Annotated in this window: 11 protein-coding genes, 1 tRNA gene and 1 pseudogene; 7 read left to right on the forward strand and 6 right to left on the reverse strand. The window is 63.0% G+C overall.

The annotated features are described in order from the left end of the window. Positions 1–4 precede the first annotated feature (4 nt). The 3 genes and pseudogenes from ACWPVA_RS01955 to mgtA all read right to left on the reverse strand — a co-directional run bounded on the left by ACWPVA_RS01955 (position 5) and on the right by mgtA (position 8,065). A complete protein-coding gene (locus ACWPVA_RS01955; protein ID WP_454286076.1) occupies positions 5–3,334 on the reverse strand; it encodes a transglutaminase family protein in 3,330 nt (1,109 codons plus the stop codon). Positions 3,335–3,550: 216 nt separating this feature from the next. Then, positions 3,551–4,978: pseudogene (locus ACWPVA_RS01960) on the reverse strand (mannose-1-phosphate guanylyltransferase/mannose-6-phosphate isomerase). 453 nt (positions 4,979–5,431) lie between these two features. Continuing rightward, entirely contained in the window at positions 5,432–8,065 is a 2,634-nt protein-coding gene (mgtA, locus tag ACWPVA_RS01965) for a magnesium-translocating P-type ATPase (protein WP_454286077.1), read from the reverse strand. 132 nt (positions 8,066–8,197) lie between these two features. Between mgtA and ACWPVA_RS01970 the strand changes: the two genes are divergently transcribed. Continuing rightward, positions 8,198–9,178 carry a zinc-dependent alcohol dehydrogenase family protein gene (locus ACWPVA_RS01970; protein WP_454289503.1) on the forward strand — a complete coding sequence of 327 codons (981 nt, stop codon included), beginning with the start codon at positions 8,198–8,200 and terminating at the stop codon, positions 9,176–9,178. A 24-nt stretch (positions 9,179–9,202) separates the two neighbouring features. Here ACWPVA_RS01970 and ACWPVA_RS01975 read toward each other — a convergent pair whose 3' ends face one another. Then, positions 9,203–9,661 (reverse strand): MarR family winged helix-turn-helix transcriptional regulator, encoded by a 459-nt coding sequence (locus ACWPVA_RS01975; protein WP_454286078.1) that lies wholly within the window; start codon positions 9,659–9,661, stop codon positions 9,203–9,205. A gap of 267 nt (positions 9,662–9,928) precedes the next feature. On the opposite strand from ACWPVA_RS01975, the gene ACWPVA_RS01980 reads away from it, so the two are divergent. The 5 genes from ACWPVA_RS01980 to ACWPVA_RS02000 all read left to right on the forward strand — a co-directional run bounded on the left by ACWPVA_RS01980 (position 9,929) and on the right by ACWPVA_RS02000 (position 15,234). After that, positions 9,929–10,624, forward strand: coding sequence for a fumarylacetoacetate hydrolase family protein (locus ACWPVA_RS01980; RefSeq protein ID WP_454286079.1), 696 nt, complete (start codon positions 9,929–9,931; stop codon positions 10,622–10,624). Between the two features lie 25 nt (positions 10,625–10,649). Next, complete coding sequence (locus tag ACWPVA_RS01985; RefSeq protein ID WP_454286080.1) at positions 10,650–11,270, forward strand: TetR family transcriptional regulator C-terminal domain-containing protein; 621 nt, start codon at positions 10,650–10,652, stop codon at positions 11,268–11,270. Between the two features lie 148 nt (positions 11,271–11,418). After that, positions 11,419–12,780: an aspartate aminotransferase family protein gene (locus tag ACWPVA_RS01990; RefSeq protein WP_454286081.1), complete on the forward strand. Its 1,362-nt coding sequence runs from the start codon at positions 11,419–11,421 to the stop codon at positions 12,778–12,780. A gap of 290 nt (positions 12,781–13,070) precedes the next feature. After that, positions 13,071–14,570 (forward strand): hypothetical protein, encoded by a 1,500-nt coding sequence (locus ACWPVA_RS01995; protein ID WP_454286082.1) that lies wholly within the window; start codon positions 13,071–13,073, stop codon positions 14,568–14,570. Positions 14,571–14,802: 232 nt separating this feature from the next. After that, positions 14,803–15,234: a hypothetical protein gene (locus ACWPVA_RS02000; protein WP_454286083.1), complete on the forward strand. Its 432-nt coding sequence runs from the start codon at positions 14,803–14,805 to the stop codon at positions 15,232–15,234. An 86-nt stretch (positions 15,235–15,320) separates the two neighbouring features. On the opposite strand, the gene ACWPVA_RS02005 is transcribed toward ACWPVA_RS02000, so the two are convergent. After that, positions 15,321–15,395, reverse strand: a tRNA-Val gene (locus tag ACWPVA_RS02005). Positions 15,396–15,489: 94 nt separating this feature from the next. Beyond that, positions 15,490–15,852, reverse strand: a complete 363-nt coding sequence (gene cpdR1 / locus ACWPVA_RS02010) for a response regulator CpdR1 (RefSeq protein ID WP_115669735.1) — start codon at positions 15,850–15,852, stop codon at positions 15,490–15,492. A gap of 200 nt (positions 15,853–16,052) precedes the next feature. Here cpdR1 and ACWPVA_RS02015 point away from each other — a divergent pair, with 200 nt between their 5' ends. After that, on the forward strand, positions 16,053–16,928 hold the full coding sequence (locus ACWPVA_RS02015; protein WP_454289504.1) for an N-formylglutamate amidohydrolase: 876 nt from the start codon (positions 16,053–16,055) through the stop codon (positions 16,926–16,928). Positions 16,929–17,046: the final 118 nt, after the last annotated feature.

The raw sequence follows: 17,046 nt of genomic DNA on the forward strand, positions 1-17,046 counted from the left end.
TTCGTCAAATGCCCTGGGGTCGCCGCAAGTCCAGCGTATGGGGGAATTCCGCAGATACCGTCTCCGGCCATAGCGGAAAATTGCCTGCTGTATGACCCCACGGTTCGAAACGTGCAAGGCGTCGTGCTTCCGCTTCATTCCCGTTCACAGGGAATGTGTCGTAGTTTCGACCGCCGGGATGCGCCACATGGTAGACGCAACCGCCGATCGACCGGCCCGACCACATATCATAAACATCAAATGTTAGCGGTGTGTTGACCGGCAGGACGGGATGCAGGCCCGATGCCGGCTGCCAGGCCTTGTAGCGCACGCCGCCGATCGAGACGCCGTTGGTTCCCGTCTTCGCCAGTGGCACGCGCCGCCCGTTGCAGGCGATCGCGTAGCGCTCCGGATTGCCCGTTTCCAGCCGAGCCTGCAGCCGTTCGACCGAGGAGTTGACATAGCGCACGGTTCCGCCGATCGCGCCCTGTTCGCCCATGACATGCCAAGGCTCAAGCGCCTGCCTGAGTTCCAGCCGCGAATCCCCGTATTCGACTTCGCCATAGAAGGGGAAGCGGAATTCGAGTTGGGCGGCAAACCATTCCGGCTTGAAGTCGAAGCCGTTGTCGCGCAGGTCCGCCAGCACTTCGTGGAAATCCTGCCAGATATAATGCGGCAGCATGAAACGGTCGTGCAGGGCCGTGCCCCAGCGCACGAAGCTGCCGCCGGTCGGGTTCTTCCAGAAGCGGGCGATGAGGGCGCGCACGAGAAGTTGCTGGGCGAGCGACATGCGGGCGTTCGGCGGCATTTCGAAGCCGCGGAACTCGACGAGGCCGAGCCGGCCGGTCGGGCCGTCGGGCGAAAACATCTTGTCGATGCAGATCTCGGCGCGGTGGGTGTTGCCGGTGACGTCGATCAGAAGGTTGCGGAACAGCCGGTCGACCAGCCAGGGCAGCGGCGGAGCCTCGCCCGATCCGGGCATCGGGATCTGCGCCATGGCGATTTCGAGTTCGTAGAGGCTGTCGTGGCGCGCTTCGTCGATGCGCGGCGCCTGGCTGGTCGGGCCGATGAACAGGCCGGAGAACAGGTAGGACAGCGACGGATGGCGCTGCCAGTGCAGGATGAGGCTTTTCAGCAGGTCGGGACGGCGCAGGAACGGGCTGTCGGCCGGATTGGCCCCGCCCACCACCACATGGTTGCCGCCCCCGGTGCCGGTGTGGCGACCGTCGATCATGAACTTGTCGGCGCCGAGGCGCGATTCGCGGGCCTCCTCGTAGACGGCGTCGGTGATCGCGACGCAGTCATCCCAACTGGCTGCCGGATGGATGTTGACCTCGATGACGCCGGGGTCGGGGGCGACGCGCACCACATTGATGCGCTCGTCATGCGGCGGCGCATAGCCTTCGATATGGACCGGCAGGCCGATGGCGGTTGCCGCCTGCTCTGCGGCGGCGACCAGTTCGAGGTAGTCCTCGATCCGCTCCACCGGCGGCATGAAGATGCTGAGGCGGCCATCGCGCACCTCGACCGACATGGCGGTTCGCACTGCGCCGCCGATCTCGCCGAGCACCTGCTCGACGCGGCCCTGCTGGATCGTGTCGTCCACCTGGAACGAGGCTTCGGGCATGGCGCGGCCGGTGGGCTCAACGACTTCCGGCAGAGGTCCCCGCGGCTCGCTCGGATCGGCGGGGTGGATATAGGGAAATTGCGACGGCGGGACATAGGGCAGGGCGCCAAGCGGCAGGCGGTAGCCGACGGGACTGTCGCCGGGCACCAGGAAGATCTTGCCGCGGCGGGTCTTCCATTTCTCGCTCACCCAGCGCTTGCCGGTCGCCTTGCTGTTCCAGGTCTGGACGGGCAGGACGTAGCCGCTCGGCTCGGTCAGGCCGCGTTCGAAGACGCGGGCGATGCGGCTTCGTTCTTCCGGGTCCTTCAGCTTCGAATTGGCGGGGTCGACATTGTCGGGAAGGTTGGCTTCCTTGAGGATCCATTCGCCGGGATCCTCATAGGCCGGCACCACCATTTCGGATTCGATGCCGAGGGCTTCGGCGATCTCGCCGAGCAGACGGCCGGCGTCGTCGGCGCTCACATCGTAGCGCTTGCCTTCCTCGGCCACCAGTTCGGGATTCTGCCAGATCGGCTTGCCGTCCTTGCGCCAGTACAGCGAGAAGGTCCAGCGCGGCAGGCTTTCGCCGGGATACCACTTGCCCTGGCCATAGTGCAGGAAGCCGCCCGGCGCGAAGCGCTGCCTGAGGCGGCGGATCAGGGTGTCGGCCTTGTCGCGCTTGGTCGGGCCGACCGCGTCGGTGTTCCACTCCTCCGACTGGAAATCGTCGATCGACACGAAGGTCGGCTCGCCGCCCATGGTGAGGCGCACGTCGCGGGCCTGAAGTTCTGCGTCGACGCGATGGCCGAGCGCGTTCAGCCCATCCCAGCTCTCGTCGGAGAACGGCTTGGTGATGCGAGGATGCTCGGCGACGCGCGTCACCGTCATGGCGAAATCGAATTCGGTATTCGCATGGCCGAAATAGCCGCCGGTGATCGGCGCGGCGTTGCGGTAGTGCGGGGTTGCCGCGAGCGGGATGTGGCTCTCGCCGGTCAAAAGGCCAGAGGTCGGGTCGAGGCCGACCCAGCCGGCGCCGGGCAGGTAGACTTCAGCCCAGGCATGAAGGTCGGTGAAATCGACCTCGGTGCCCGATGGACCGTCGAGTGCCTTCAGGTCCGGCTTCAGCTGGATCAGGTAGCCCGAGACGAAGCGGGCGGCGAGGCCCAGCCGGCGCAGCACCTGGACGAGCAACCAACTGGTGTCGCGGCACGAACCCTGGCCGATGGTGAGTGTATCGTCGGGCGCCTGGACGCCGGGCTCGAGGCGGATGACATAACCGATCTTCTGCTGCAGGGCGGCGTTCAGGCCAACGACCATGTCGACCGTGCCCTGGCCGGGCGTCTTGTCAAGCGTCTGCATGAAGGCGGCCAGTGCCGGAGTGTCCGGTTCCGGCGTCATGTAGATCTTCAGGTCGTCGCGGATGTCGGCCGGGTATTCGAACGGCCATTGGCTCGCTTCCTCCTCGACGAAGAAGTCGAAGGGGTTGTAGACGGTCATGTCGGCGACGAGATCGACCTCGATCTTGAACTCGGTGACCGGATCGGGGAAGACGAAGCGCGCCTGGTAGTTGCCGTAGGGGTCCTGCTGCAGATTGACGAAATGATTGGCCGGCGTGACCTTGAGCGCATGGCTCAGCACCTTGGTACGGGAATGGGCGGCCGGTTTCAGCCGGATGATCTGAGGTCCCAGCCGCACCGGCTTGTCATACTTGTAATGGGTGAGATGGTAGATGCTCGCCTTGATCGACATGTCTGCTGTTCGCCCTCTTTGCCCGTTGTTCTTTTTTGTCGGGCTAAAGGACGATCTTGTGCAATGCAGCGCCATAAAGCAAGGGCGCAACGCCTTGCCGCATTGCCGGCGGCCCGCCGCTGATGCCAGAGGGGGCCAGGCCAAAGAGAACCCGCGAAACTCTGTTTCGCGGGTCGGGACTTGCTGGAACCGGTTTCTCCGGTGGCAAGCCGAGGATCAACTGCGGCCGAACTCGTCGACCAGACGGATGATGTCGTCCTCGCCGAGATAGGAGCCGGTCTGTATCTCGATCAGTTCGAGCAGGATCTTGCCGGGATTGCCGAGCCGGTGCACGGCCCCTTGCGGGATATAGATGGACTGGTTCTCATGCAGCATGGTCACCTTGTCGTCGATCGTCACTTCAGCCGCGCCCTTGACGCAGATCCAGTGTTCCGAGCGGTGGTGATGCTTCTGCAGCGACAGCTTCTTGCCGGGATGGACGAAGAGCCGCTTGACCTGGAAACGCTCGCCGTTGAGCACCGAGGTATAGCCGCCCCAGGGGCGCAGCGAGGTCGGATGGTTTTCAGTGAGCGTCGCCGTCTTCTTGTCGGCTGCAAGCAACTTGACGAGATTGCCGACCTGCTGGCTATCGTCGAGCCGACCGACATAGACGGCGTCCTCGCTGGCAATCACGGCTACGCCATCCATGCCTTGAACGGCGAGATGGTTGTTGCGCGACATGACCAGAGAATTGCGGGTGTTGACCAATGTGGCATTGCCGCTGACGACATTGCCGTCGGGATCAGCATTGCCGAGCTTCCACACGGCGTCCCAGCTGCCGAGGTCGGACCAGTTGATCGGGGAGGGAACGACGGCGGCATTGGCCGTCTTTTCCATTACCGCATAGTCGATCGAAATGCTGGGGCTTTCGGCGAAGGCATCGGCGTCGAGACGGGTGAAGTCGAGATCCTTGGTCGCGCCTCGCACCGATTTTTCGGCCGCGGCGAGCACGTCCGGCGCCAGCAGGCGCAGTTCGGAGAGGATCTGGCCGGCAGAGAAGACGAACATGCCGGAGTTCCAGAAGTAGTTGCCGGCGGCGAGCATCTTCTCGGCGTCCTCGGCCTTGGGCTTCTCCACGAAGCGCTTGACGGCGTTGGCGCCGGCGGTCAGCGGTTCGCCCATCTCGATATAGCCGTAGCCGGTGGCCGCCTCGGTCGGGGTGATGCCGAAGGTGACGATCTTGCCAGCGCGGGCAGCGGCGGCAGCCGCGTCGACGCAGGTCCGGTAGCGCTGGTCGCTGACGATGTCGTGGTCGGACGGCAGGACCTGCAGGAGCGTGTCGCTGCCGTAGAGATCGGCGACGATCAGGGCGGCGACGGCAACGGCCGCTGCCGTATTACGCGCTTCCGGCTCCAGCACGATGCCGCAGAGTTCTGGAATCCATCTCGCGGGCCTGTTCGGCGACCAGGAAGCGGAATTCTTCGTTGGTGATCACCAGCGCGGGCTCGTAGAGGTCCTGATCGGTGACACGGTCGAGGGTGCCTTGGAAAAGGGTCTTGTCGCCAATGAAACGGATGAACTGCTTGGCAGCGGTGGCGCGCGACAACGGCCAGAGGCGGGTGCCTTTCCCCCCGCCATGATGACGGGTACGATCTTCTCGGTCATATTCTGCTTTGCCTTTCGGTTTGGCGGACGATGGGCGGTGGCGCTGCCTGCCGGGCAGTCGAGTTTCGGCTTCGACGCACAATGGCGCGGCGCACGCCCTGTAGTCCCGATGCCTGAACGTCTGGTTGTTGCATTTTTTGTCGCTGACTCCAACCCTGTGCATCTTGCGGTCGCAGAAAGTGGACAGAATTTCAGGCGTATTGGACGGATTTTCGCGGCGCGCCGGGTCGAAGATCATGGTCTATTGAGCGCGATCACGGTGTTTTGCCCCAGCTGTCGGGCGCGCCAGCTTCGGGTGCCGGTCTCAGTGGCAATATGCATTCCACAATACCTTTGCCATGACGCCGCTGAGGCTTGCTCTACTTGCTTTGCGCTCGGCGATATTTCAGTACGGGGGCTGCACCGGTTGGGAGGATTTCCACTTGTCGGATAGCTTGTCCCGCCGCACTTTTCTCATTGCCGGTGGCGCAAGGTCCTGACCGGGCGGTGCGGGTTCGTGCGTGGCTTCGGCAGGAAGCGGTCGTGTTCGTGCGCGAAGAACCAGTATTTGGCGATCTCCGATACCAGCAGATAGAGCAGCGTTATGACGCCGAGCCCGGCAAGCACCTGGGGCGGCAGCGGAACGAAGCCGAACCAATCTGCTCCCGGCAGGTATGGTACTGACAGCGCAAGCACGATCACCGCGACGGTAGACAGGACCAGCCAGCGTCCGGGCTTGCTCTTCCATACCGGTTTCGAAGTGCGGATCACCAGCACGATGGCAAGTTCGGTGACGAGCGATTCAACGAACCAGGCGGTCTGGAATATCGCGGCGGTCTCCCTCGCGACCACGATCAGGAAGCCGAAGGTCAGCATGTCGAACACAGTGCTGATCAGGCCGAAGACCACCATGAAACGCTGGACGTAGGCGATGTTCCAGCTCTGCGGACGGATCACCGCATCCTCGTCGACATTGTCGCTGGCAATGGCCAGTGAGGGGATGTCGGAGAGGAAGTTGTTGAGCAGGATCTGCTTGGCGAGCAGTGGCTGGAACGGCAGGATGAAGGAAGCGACCGACATGCTGATCATGTTGCCAAAATTGGCGCTGGTCGTGGTCGAGATGTATTTCAGCGTATTGGCGAAGGTTCGCCGCCCGTTGTCGATGCCGTCCAGGAGCACGTTGAGGTTCTTGTCGACGAGCACCATGTCGGCGGCCTGTTGGGCGACATCGGCGGCCCCTTCGACGGAAATGCCGATATCGGCCTCATGGAGCGCCGGCGCATCGTTGATGCCGTCGCCGAGGTAGCCGACGACATTGCCGCGCCTGCGCAGCGCCGCGATGATGCGCTGTTTTTGGTTGGGGTCGATCTCGACGAAGAGATCGGTGCGGCCGGCGAGCGCGGCCAGCGCCTCGTCGGATGTCCGCGCCAGTTCCTCGCCCGTCAGGATGTGATCGGCCTTCAATCCGACGGAACGGGCCAGATGGGCGGCGACGAAGCGGTTGTCGCCGGTGATCACCTTGACGCCGACGCCGCGCGTGGCGAGGGCCGAAAGCGTTTCGACGATGCCCGGCTTCGGCGGGTCGCTGAACAGCAGGAAGCCGGCGAAGGTGAGGTCCTGTTCGCTGTTGCGGTCGTAACGGTCGGCAGGCGTCGGGAAGTGGCGGATGGCGAGGCCGAGTATACGGTAGCCCTCGTCGCCCCAGGCGGCGAAACGGCTCTCGATCACGGCGCGGGCGGCCGCATCGAGCGGCCGAACCTCGTCGCCGTCCTGCACCGTGCCGCAGATTTCGAGGATATTGGCCAGTGCGCCCTTGGCGACCAGCAGGTGGCCGGAGGCATCGGTCTCCTCGACGATCACCGACAGGCGCTTGCGCAGGAAGTCATAGGGGACTTCGCCGATCTTGCGAACGCCTGCCGTATCGATGCCGGCGGTCGTAGCCGCGGAGGCGATCGCATCGTCGAGCGGATTGGCCATGCCGTTCTGCAGGCGGGCGTTGATCGCGGCGAGCCGCATGAGGTCGGTGCGGCCGGCGCCGAGCGGCCCTTCGGCGCACTCGAGCCGGACCACGCCTTCCGTCAGCGTGCCGGTCTTGTCCGTGCACAACAGGTTCATGCTGCCGAGGTTTTCGATCGAGGCGAGGCGCCGCACGATCACGCCGCCGTCGGCCATGCGCCGGGCGCCGTTCGACAAGGTGACGCTGACGATGGCCGGCAGCAGTTCTGGGGTCAGGCCAACGGCGATCGCCAGGGCAAACAGCAGGGAATCGATCAGCGGCCGGTCGAGAATGAGGTTTCCGGCAAAGATGACGACCACCATGATCAGCGTGATGCGGGTCATCAGGTAGCCGAAGCGGCGGATGCCGCGGGCGAAATCGGTTTCCGGCGGCTCCAGCCTGAGGTGGCCGGCGATCGTACCATATTCGGTCGCCGAGCCGGTCTCGACCACGACGGCGCGGCCGATGCCGCTGCGCACCGAAGCCCCGGTGAAGAGCACGTTGGTGCGGTTTGCCAACGTGGTCTCGGCCGGGATCTCGCCGGCGCGCTTTTCCACCGGATAGGTCTCGCCGGTCAGCGCCGATTGGCTCACATGCAGGTCGGTCGCCTCGATCACCACGGAGTCGGCGGGAATGAGGTCGCCGGCCGCCACCTCGATCACATCACCGGGGACGAGCGCGCTGGCGGCAAGCGGGCGCAATTCGCCGTCGCGCCAGACCTTGACCTTAAAGGCGATGCGTTCCTTCAGCTTCTGGACCGCAAGCGAGGCGGAATATTCCTGGTAGAAGCTCAGAAGCGAACTGGCGAGGATGATGATGATGATGATCGTCGCCTCCTTCCATTCGCCGACCGCGATCGAGATGGCGGCTGCCGCCACGAGGATCAGCACGAGTGGGCTCTCGAACTGCGACAGAAAGATCCGGAAGCCCGACCAGCGGCCTTCCTCGCGAAAGACGTTGGCGCCCACGCTCTTCAGCCGCGCCTCGGCCTCATCACCGGTCAGGCCGTGAGGCGAGGTTTCCAGTAGCGCAAGAAGATCGGCCTGAGGCCGGCTCCAATAGGCTCGTTTTTCCGGTGCTTCGAAGGAAAAGGGCGCAGGGGAGGACGGCATGGCAGCATCCGGTTTCGGCGTTGTGGTCGGCGAAAAGAACTTGATTCCGATCACTGCGTCATGAAGGCTAATCCAGCATAAACGATCGGATTGCGAACTGCCATGCGGTTCTGGAACCGGGAGGCCGAAGAGATGAAAGCCATGGTGCTGCATGCGCCGCGCCAGCCCTTGAGGCTGGAAGAGCGGCCCGATCCGGTTGCCGGTCCGAGCGAGATCGTCGTGCGGGTCGAGGCCTGCGCCGTCTGCCGGACCGACCTGCATGTTGTCAATGGCGATCTGACCGAGCCGAAGCTGCCGCTCATACCTGGGCATGAGATCGTCGGCATCGTCGAGAGCTGCGGCGCGGAAGTCGATCTAAAACCCGGCCGGCGCGTCGGCATTCCGTGGCTCGGCCATACCTGCGGTTGCTGCAGCTATTGCGCGAGCGGGCGGGAGAACCTCTGCGACAATCCGGGTTTCACCGGCTACACCCGCGACGGCGGTTTCGCCAGCCATGTGGTGGCGGATGCCGCCTTCGCCTTTCCGCTCGACGGCTTCTCCGATCCGGTCGCAACCGCACCGCTGATGTGCGCTGGGCTGATCGGCTGGCGGTCGCTGAAAATGGCGGGTGAGGGCAAGCGCATCGGAATCTACGGTTTCGGCGCGGCGGCCCATATCATCGCTCAAGTCTGCGTCTATCAGGGGCGCGAGGTCTATGCCTTCACGCGGGCCGGGGATGAAGCGGCGCAGGCCTTGGCCCTTTCGCTCGGTGCCGTGTGGACCGGCGGTTCCGAAGATTCTCCGCCGGTTCTGCTGGATGCCGCGATCATTTTTGCCCCGGTGGGCGAGTTGGTGCCCGCGGCGCTCCGGGCCGTTGCCAAGGGCGGTCGCGTCGTCTGCGGCGGCATCCACATGAGCGACATCCCGCAGTTTCCCTATTCGATCCTGTGGGGCGAGCGGCAAATTCTCTCGGTCGCCAATCTCACCCGGGCGGACGCCACGGAATTCCTCGAACTAGCGCCGCGGGCCGGGGTCACCACGACGACGACGGTTTATCCGTTGGAAAAGGCTAACGAAGCGCTGGACGACCTGCGCGCCGGCCGGTTCCAGGGCGCCGCGGTTCTTGTGCCGTAATGGCGCGGGCGAGTGGCGGGCCGTTCAGGACACCCGTAGGGGCGCGCGGCTCTTCTCGTTGACGGCTTCGCAGGCCTTTTGCAGCAGGGCCACGAACTGCTGGCGTTCCGCCGCATCGAGGCCCTCCAGCAGGATCGCCTGCACGTTCTGGACGATCGGGCGGATTTCGGCGAGCGTCTGGGAGCCTTTCTCAGTGACGAAGAGATTGCGGGCCCTGCGATCATTCGGATTGGTTTCGCGCCGCACCAGCTCCTTCTGTACCAGGCGATCGACGACTCCGCCGATAGTCACGCGGTCATAGGCGATATGGCTGGCGAGCGTTGCCTGGTCGAGACTGGGTCCAGCCTCGATGGCGCTTAGCGCCGCGTATTGCACGGGCGTCAGGTCGAAGCCCTTCTTGCTGGCTTCCTCCATGAACACGGAGACCGAGGCCTGGTTCAGTCGCCGGACCAGATGGCCGGGCATCTCATAGATTTCAAGCATCACGATTGCGTTCCCCCCGCAAGTTTATGATTTTCTTTAGCGCTTATCGCGCCAACAAAAAAGAGCGATGCAAGAACCGCTATTCGCGGTTGCCTCGGGCGAGAGGCGGTGGCGGTGCTGCAAGGTCCCGCTTCTCTTTGTGTTCAGCATTTTTTCGGCGGATGAGTATGTCGACACTGGCGACGCGCCGCCTTAGCTGATTTATGTCGGCTATGTGCCGTAGCGGTAACATGCGCGGCAATTACCGAATTGAATGCGAGCAAAACGATGAAGACGCTTTTCGAAATCCCGTCGACGCCACTGGTTCCCGTTCGCGGCGAGACGGCCGGATACCCCGTCCACCGCATATTCGGTGTCGGGCGCAACTATGCCGAACACGCTGCCGAGATGGGCTACGAGGTGGACCGCGAAGCGCCGTTCTATTTCACCAAGCCGGCTTCGGCGATCGTGGCCACAGGCAGCGAAATTCCTTATCCGCCGGGCACATCCAACTTCCACTACGAGATGGAGCTGGTGGTGGCGATCGGCGCGCCTGCCTTCGAGGTCAGTGTCGAAGAGGCCGGCAAGGCCGTCTTCGGCTATGCGGCCGGCCTCGACATGACCCGTCGTGACCTGCAGCTTGCGGAGCGCGCCAAACAGCGTCCATGGTCGCTCGGCAAGGCGTTCGAGATGTCGGCCCCGATCGCCGAGATCACCAAGGCCTCGGATTTCGCGGAGATCGGCCCCCAGCGCATCTGGCTCGAGGTGAATGGCGAGATTCGGCAGGACGCGCGCTTGAGCGATCTGGTCTGGTCGGTCGCGGAGTTGATCAGCCACCTGTCGCGCTTCTATCATCTCGTCCCCGGTGATCTCATCTTTACCGGAACGCCGGCGGGCGTCGGTGCGCTCAATCCGGGCGACCGCATTCACGGTCAAATCGACGGGCTGCAGCCGGTGACAGTTACCATCGGTGCCGCGCAGTAACACCATTTGCGGCGAGGAGCCCCCAATGGGAGAGCTTGGAAAATTCGAGCGGAAATCTCCGGATGAGCGTCGCCGGGCGCTGATCGCAGCGACGCTCGCCTGCCTTGCCCGTGAAGGGCATGCGGGGCTTTCCATCCGCAAAATCAGCAAGGAGGCCGGCATTTCCGTTGGCCTCATCAACCATCATTATGCCAGCAAGGACGAACTCATCGGCCATGCCTACGAGACCCTCTCGCTCGACCTGCTTGCCAATATGCGCGACAAAGTCGAGGCTGCGGGTTCCGATCCCCGGGCGCGGCTCAGCGCCTATTTCCGCGCCTCGCTGTCGGCGCCGATTCTGGAGCGCAGCACTCTTCGCACCTGGGTGGTGTTCTGGGGCATGATCGAGCACTCGCCGATCATGACGGAGGTCCATGACCGCACCTATGCTGAATACCGGCGTCTTCTCGAAGCCCTGCTTGCTGACCTCTGGGGGGCGTCGGGGCGACCCATGCCGGATCTGAGGCTTGCGGCGATCGGGTTGGTCGCCATCCATGACGGGCTCTGGCTAGAATGGTGCCTCAATCCGCAGACATTCTCCTCGGAAGAGGCGATCGGGCTGTGCGAGCAGTGGACCGAATCCATGCTGGCCGCCACCTCTGCCTGAGCGGATCGGCACAAAACTGAACAGTCGTTTAATTTCTCTTGTCAGCGGCATGGAGGGCTGTATCATCCCCACCACCGAGGGAGCGTTGTCGCGTCTCCCCGGTTCAAGTCCAATCCGCCCGCCGCATGCGGCAACCAAGAGAAACGCCATGTCCACAGCGAAAACCACCAGCACCGGCAGCAGCTACGGTGTCCAGTCCCTGCCCAAGATTGCCTATGGCAAGGGCAGCTACCTCTATGATGTCACCGGCAAGCGCTATCTCGACGGTTCTGGCGGGCCGGCGGTCTATTGTCTCGGGCACGCGCATCCGGAAGTGACGGAAGCGGTCAAGCAGCAGCTCGATCGCATTGCGCACGCCTATCGCTATCTCTTCACCTCGGATGCGGTGGAAGAGCTGACCGAGATCATCACCAACAATACCGGCGGGCATTTCCCCAATATCATCTATGTGTCGAGCGGTTCGGAAGCGGTCGAATCCTGCCTGAAGATCGCGCTCCAGTACCACACGGCGCGTGGCGAAAAGAGCCGCCGTCGCTTCATCGCGCGTGAGCGCTCCTGGCACGGCAATACGCTTGGCGCGCTCTCGGTCTCGCATTTCAAGACACGGCGCGATGCCTTCGAGGGCAGCCTGCTCGACGTCGCCTTCGTTTCCGCCGCCAATGCCTACCGTCGGCCGGAGGGTGTCAGCGCCGAGGGACTGGCGGCCTTTCTGGCGCAGGAGCTTGAAGACAAGATTTTGGAGATCGGGCCGGACAAGGTTGCCGCCTTCATCTTCGAACCCGTGGTCGGCGCGGCCGGCGGGGTGGTGCCGGCGCCGGAAGGCTATGCCAAGGGGATCCGCGCGGTGTGCGACAAATACGGCGTCCTTTTGATCGGTGACGAGGTGATGTGCGGATCGGGCCGGACGGGCACCTGGCGGGCACTCGAACACGACGGTATCGTCCCGGATATCATGAGCGTGGCCAAGGGGCTCGCGGCCGGTTACCAGCCGCTTGGCGCGGCGCTCTACAGCGACAAGGTGCATGAGGTGCTGATGGCCGCGCATGGCGGTGCGATGACCGGCCACACCTTCACCGGCCACACCGCCGCCTGTGCCGCGGGCGTCGCAGTGCAGAAGATCGTCACGCGGGACCGGCTGCTCGGACGGGTCCTCGATCGCGGCGCGATCCTTCAGCAGGAACTCCGCACGGCCCTGGCCGATGTCGCAGAGCTCGGCGATGTGCGCGGCCGTGGCTTCTTCATCGGTCTCGAACTGGTAAGCGATCCGATCACCAAGGAGCCGTTCCCCGCCTATGCCAGCCTGCATGCGGCCATCGGCCGTCGGGCCTTCGATGCCGGCCTGATCTGCTATCCCTGCACCGGCAATGTCGGCGGCACGGCCGGCGACACCGTCATCCTCGCGCCGCCCTACAATGCCAGCGAGGAGGAATTGGGCGAGATCGTGGAGACGCTGTCCAAGGTGATTCGTGATTCGGTCGTGGAAGCGCGGCGCACTGTTGCCAACCGCTGAGCACCCTGAAGGGGGCGGCCTTGCCGCCCCGTGGATCAATCGAAAGTAGCGTTTTGACACAGGTCGGGCGCCGGTTCCGTCGTCAAAGCTTCATTTCTGCAAGAAAGCTGTTGGAATCGTCGTTCGGCTGGCCGACGCATTCAAACTTTGCTTTGACCCAAGTCAAAACATGACTGATCTTTCCCGCTGGGACGTTGCATCGGAAAAATACGATTTGAAGTTCATTCTAAAACAGCACTTTAGAAGGTCTTTATTTAATCGCCGGGGTTGGATTGGGGAGCAGCATGGTCATGAGTTTTTTTCGCCGCACCGAAGAGCAGGGCAAGGGCGGGGACGGCGCCGGCACGCGCCCGGTCGCCAGCCAGCAAGACGGCGCGGCATTCGCAGCATTTTCCAACTCCGGGATGCAGCCATTGGGCGAGTTCGGCGAGTGTCAGGCTTTTGGCTCGATCGTGGAGGAGAGCCAGCTTTCCTCGGAGCACCTGCTCTCTGGATTTGGTCACCTGCAGGAGCGCGTTTCCGCGCTGTTGACGTCCCATAGTGAGGCACTCGCCGAGCTAGCGTCGCTGCGCACCGAAAGGGCACGGATCGGCTCCCTGCTCGACTATGAAAGCACTGCCCGCAAGAAGCTCGACAGCGAGAGCCAGCGGCTTGCTACCGAGTGCAAGGAGCTCAAGGCCGAAAACACGCAAATGCGTGCGGAAATTGAAGAAAACCGCGAGAAACTCGTCAAGCTTCAGGCGCTCTATGAAGCCAACGCCCAGGATCTTGCCGTAGTCGAGACCCGCCTGCGGGACGCATCGCGGGAGCTCGATGAACGCATTCGCCAGTACGACGAGACTTCTGCCCTGCTGAAACGTGCCCATCATGACCTCGAGCAGCGCAATCGCGATTTCGCGATCATGCGGGAGAAGTACGAGACGGAGCGGACGGAGCACCAGGTCCTGAGCGAATCCTCGAGTCGCGAGGCCGATGCGCAGGCCCGTGAGATTGCCCGGCTCAGCGAAGAGAAGGGCCAGCTCAAGAACGGTCTCGCGCACCAGGAGAACCTGTCGCGCAGTCTGGTCGGCGAGGTGACGACCCTCAAGCAGGAACTCACCTTCACAGAGGAAAAGCTGAAACGCCTGCAGTCAGATGTCGATACGCGGCAGAGCGCCATGGCGGTGGAGATGTCGCAGCTGTCGACCCGTCACGAGGCGATCAATTCCAAGGCCGAGCTGGTCGAGAAGCTGCTGGTGACCGCGCGGGGACGCGTCAAGCTGGTCGAGGACGAACTGCAGGCGACCCGCTCGGAGCTCAAGCAGACCAAGGCGGAACTCGCCACGTCGTCGCTACGCGCCGATCGCCTGGCCCAGGAGTTGAACGAGGCACGCGCCCATCATTCCGATAATGAGTCGACGCGCCGGGATCTGTCGCTCCAGGTCAGCGAACTGACCATGCGTCTGCGCGACTCCGAAAGCAGCCGCGGCAAACGGGATCGCGACTCCGAGACGATGAAGCGAGATTTCGACCAGCGCACCCGCGCCGACCAAGAAGAAATCCGCCAGTATCGCTCGAGCGCGGAGGTCGCCAAGGCAGAAATCCGCCAGCTGCGTTCGGAAATTGCCATCCTGACTGGCCAGTTGGAGGTGGCGCGCATCGACCGCCAGGCAGCACCGGCGGCCACCATGCCGAGCGCGAGCCTCGGACCGCTCGAAGGCTGGAGCCTGCCGATCGATGGAGCAGCCAAGCCGATCATCGAAATCTCGGAGAAGTCGCTGCGCGGTCCTCTGCCGCCGGCTGAGGCCTGACACTGCAACTTCTCGCCGCGCCCTGGCGCGGTCGATCGGATGCCTCAAGGGCGTCTCACCGAGGCCGCCGGTTCATGATGAGCCGGCGGCTTTTGAGTTGGCGGCTTGCGCTCTAAACTCGCCACCGTAACGGGGACGAGGCAGGCTCTTGGCTCCTTGTCCGACGCCCTGGGGCGCCGGATCTTGGTATCGGTGTGGTGCCAGGGGACGTCCCCTATGGTACGAAAACTCAATGACGACGACCGTTTCCCAACCTGATACGTCCACAATCGCACTCTCGCATCGTTCCTGCCGGTCCTGCACCTTGTGCTGCGACCTGCCGGACATCGATGAACTCGACAAGCCGGCCAACGCGCTCTGTCGTTATTGTGTTCGCGACGAGGGTTGCACCGCCTATGCGGCGCGCCCCGCGACCTGCCGGGATTTTCTCTGCGGCTGGAGGACCGACCTCTCCCTGGGGGCGGAATGGGATCCGATCCTGAGCCATATGATGATCTATCGGCAGGGAGCCCAACTGACCGTGCTGGTCGATCCGCGCCACCGGGAGATCTGGACGGAGCAGCCTTATCACGGCCACCTTCGGCGTTGGGCTGCGGAAGGCAGGGCGAGTGGCGGCTATGTCATCGTGTGGGTGGGGGAAGAGGTGTTCAAGATCGAAGGGTGATCCAGCCGGTTGCCATTCAAAACGGCATATCCGCAAATGCGACAAGGGCTCGGCGATTTCTCGCCAAGCCCTTGTTTGAATTGGGATGGTGGGCGTGACAGGGATTGAACCTGTGACCCCTACGATGTCAACGTAGTGCTCTCCCGCTGAGCTACACGCCCATCCGATGGCGGCTTAAGACCACAAAACCCTCGGCTCCGTCAATAGGGTTTTTTCGGTTTCGCGACGAGTTTCTTGCGCCGCCCGCGAAAGCCCTTACGCGGCAAGCAGTTTGTTGACTTCGTTGACGAGGTCGCGCAGGTGGAAAGGCTTGGAGAGCACCTTCGCATCCTTCGGGGCCTTCGAATCGGCGTTGAGCGCAACGGCGGCAAAGCCGGTGATGAACATCACCTTGAGATCCGGGTCGAGTTCGGTGGCGCGGCGCGCCAGCTCGATGCCGTCCATTTCCGGCATGACGATGTCGGTCAGCAGCAGCGAGAAGGGCTCTTCCCGAAGGCGGTCATAGGCGCTGGCGCCATTGTCGAAGGAGGACACCTTGTATCCCGCCTTCTCGAGCGCCTTGACCAGGAACCGGCGCATGTCGTTGTCGTCTTCGGCGAGAAGAATTTTCTGAATCATTGAAGGGTCCGCTACTCACTCATTTCCAGGGAAGGCTTTCGGGCTTTTTAGTTTCCTCTTGTGGAGTAAACAACCGGTGAAGAACCGGCTTTGCAGACCCAAGCGCCATTTAACCCAATATGGACTTTCGCGGGGGCAACTGGCAACATGGTCTAAGCAACAAGGTTGTGACTTGGTAAAAAAGAGGCACCGTGAACGGGATGACAGGCGAGTTCGAGCTGTTCGAGGTGCGCGAACCTGAAACGCAGTCCATCCCCTTCGTCTACAACTCGCCTCATAGCGGGAGGCGCTATCCTGCCCGTTTCCTTGACCAGTCGCGACTCGATGGTCTGGCGATCCGCCGTTCTGAGGACCATTATGTCGATGAGCTGTTCACTGCCGCACCCGATTTCGGCGCACCGTTGCTGCTTGCCCATTTCCCGCGTGCCTTCATCGATGTCAACCGCGAGCCCTATGAACTCGACCCGCGCATGTTCCAGGGATCGCTGCCGCCTTATGCGAACATCAGTTCCGTTCGTGTGGCAGGCGGGCTCGGCACAATTCCGCGCATCGTCGCGGAGAACGTCGAGATCTATGACAGGCGGCTGCCGGTCGCCGAAGCGCTCGAACGGATCGAGGCAGTGTACAAGCCCTATCACGCCTGCCTCAGGAGACTGATCGCGCGTACCCATGCCCGGTTCGGTTTCGGTGTGCTGATTGACTGCCATTCCATGCCGGGCAATATCCGCATCGCCGGCAGTGCAATTCGGCCCGATTTCATCATCGGTGATCGCTACGGCACCAGCGCCTCGGCCGAGCTGTCGCAGGCGGCTCTGGAATTCCTCGATGGCCTGGGTTTTGCGGCAGTGCGCAACAAGCCCTATGCGGGTGGTTTCATCACCGAACACTACGGACGTCCGGTGCGCGGCCTGCATGCCCTGCAGATCGAGGTCAATCGCGCCCTCTATGTCGATGAGGCGACCCTTGCGAAACGTAGCGATTTTGGCGCGCTCGCCGGCTCAATCGCGGTCTTCATGCAGCAAATGGCCGAATTCGTCGCCGACTATGCGGCCGATACGGCGCTCGCTGCCGAATAGTCTGCCCGAGGCAAAAAAAACCGCGCCATGGGCGCGGCTAAGTCTAGGGAGGAAACACCCAAGGAGGGTATTTACAGTCCGGAGACTGCAAAAAGAGACTATTGCTGCGACGCACAAT

The organism is Rhizobium arsenicireducens, assembly GCF_964021225.1.

Excerpts from the sequence above, each read along its gene's own strand:
- ACWPVA_RS01955 (WP_454286076.1), bottom strand. The coding sequence starts at position 3,334 with ATGTCGATCAAGGCGAGCATCTACCATCTCACCCATTACAAGTATGAC.
- mgtA (WP_454286077.1), bottom strand. The coding sequence starts at position 8,065 with ATGCCGTCCTCCCCTGCGCCCTTTTCCTTCGAAGCACCGGAAAAACGA.
- ACWPVA_RS01970 (WP_454289503.1), top strand. The coding sequence starts at position 8,198 with ATGAAAGCCATGGTGCTGCATGCGCCGCGCCAGCCCTTGAGGCTGGAA.
- ACWPVA_RS01975 (WP_454286078.1), bottom strand. The coding sequence starts at position 9,661 with ATGCTTGAAATCTATGAGATGCCCGGCCATCTGGTCCGGCGACTGAAC.
- ACWPVA_RS01980 (WP_454286079.1), top strand. The coding sequence starts at position 9,929 with ATGAAGACGCTTTTCGAAATCCCGTCGACGCCACTGGTTCCCGTTCGC.
- ACWPVA_RS01985 (WP_454286080.1), top strand. The coding sequence starts at position 10,650 with ATGGGAGAGCTTGGAAAATTCGAGCGGAAATCTCCGGATGAGCGTCGC.
- ACWPVA_RS01990 (WP_454286081.1), top strand. The coding sequence starts at position 11,419 with ATGTCCACAGCGAAAACCACCAGCACCGGCAGCAGCTACGGTGTCCAG.
- ACWPVA_RS01995 (WP_454286082.1), top strand. The coding sequence starts at position 13,071 with ATGAGTTTTTTTCGCCGCACCGAAGAGCAGGGCAAGGGCGGGGACGGC.
- ACWPVA_RS02000 (WP_454286083.1), top strand. The coding sequence starts at position 14,803 with ATGACGACGACCGTTTCCCAACCTGATACGTCCACAATCGCACTCTCG.
- cpdR1 (WP_115669735.1), bottom strand. The coding sequence starts at position 15,852 with ATGATTCAGAAAATTCTTCTCGCCGAAGACGACAACGACATGCGCCGG.
- ACWPVA_RS02015 (WP_454289504.1), top strand. The coding sequence starts at position 16,053 with ATGACAGGCGAGTTCGAGCTGTTCGAGGTGCGCGAACCTGAAACGCAG.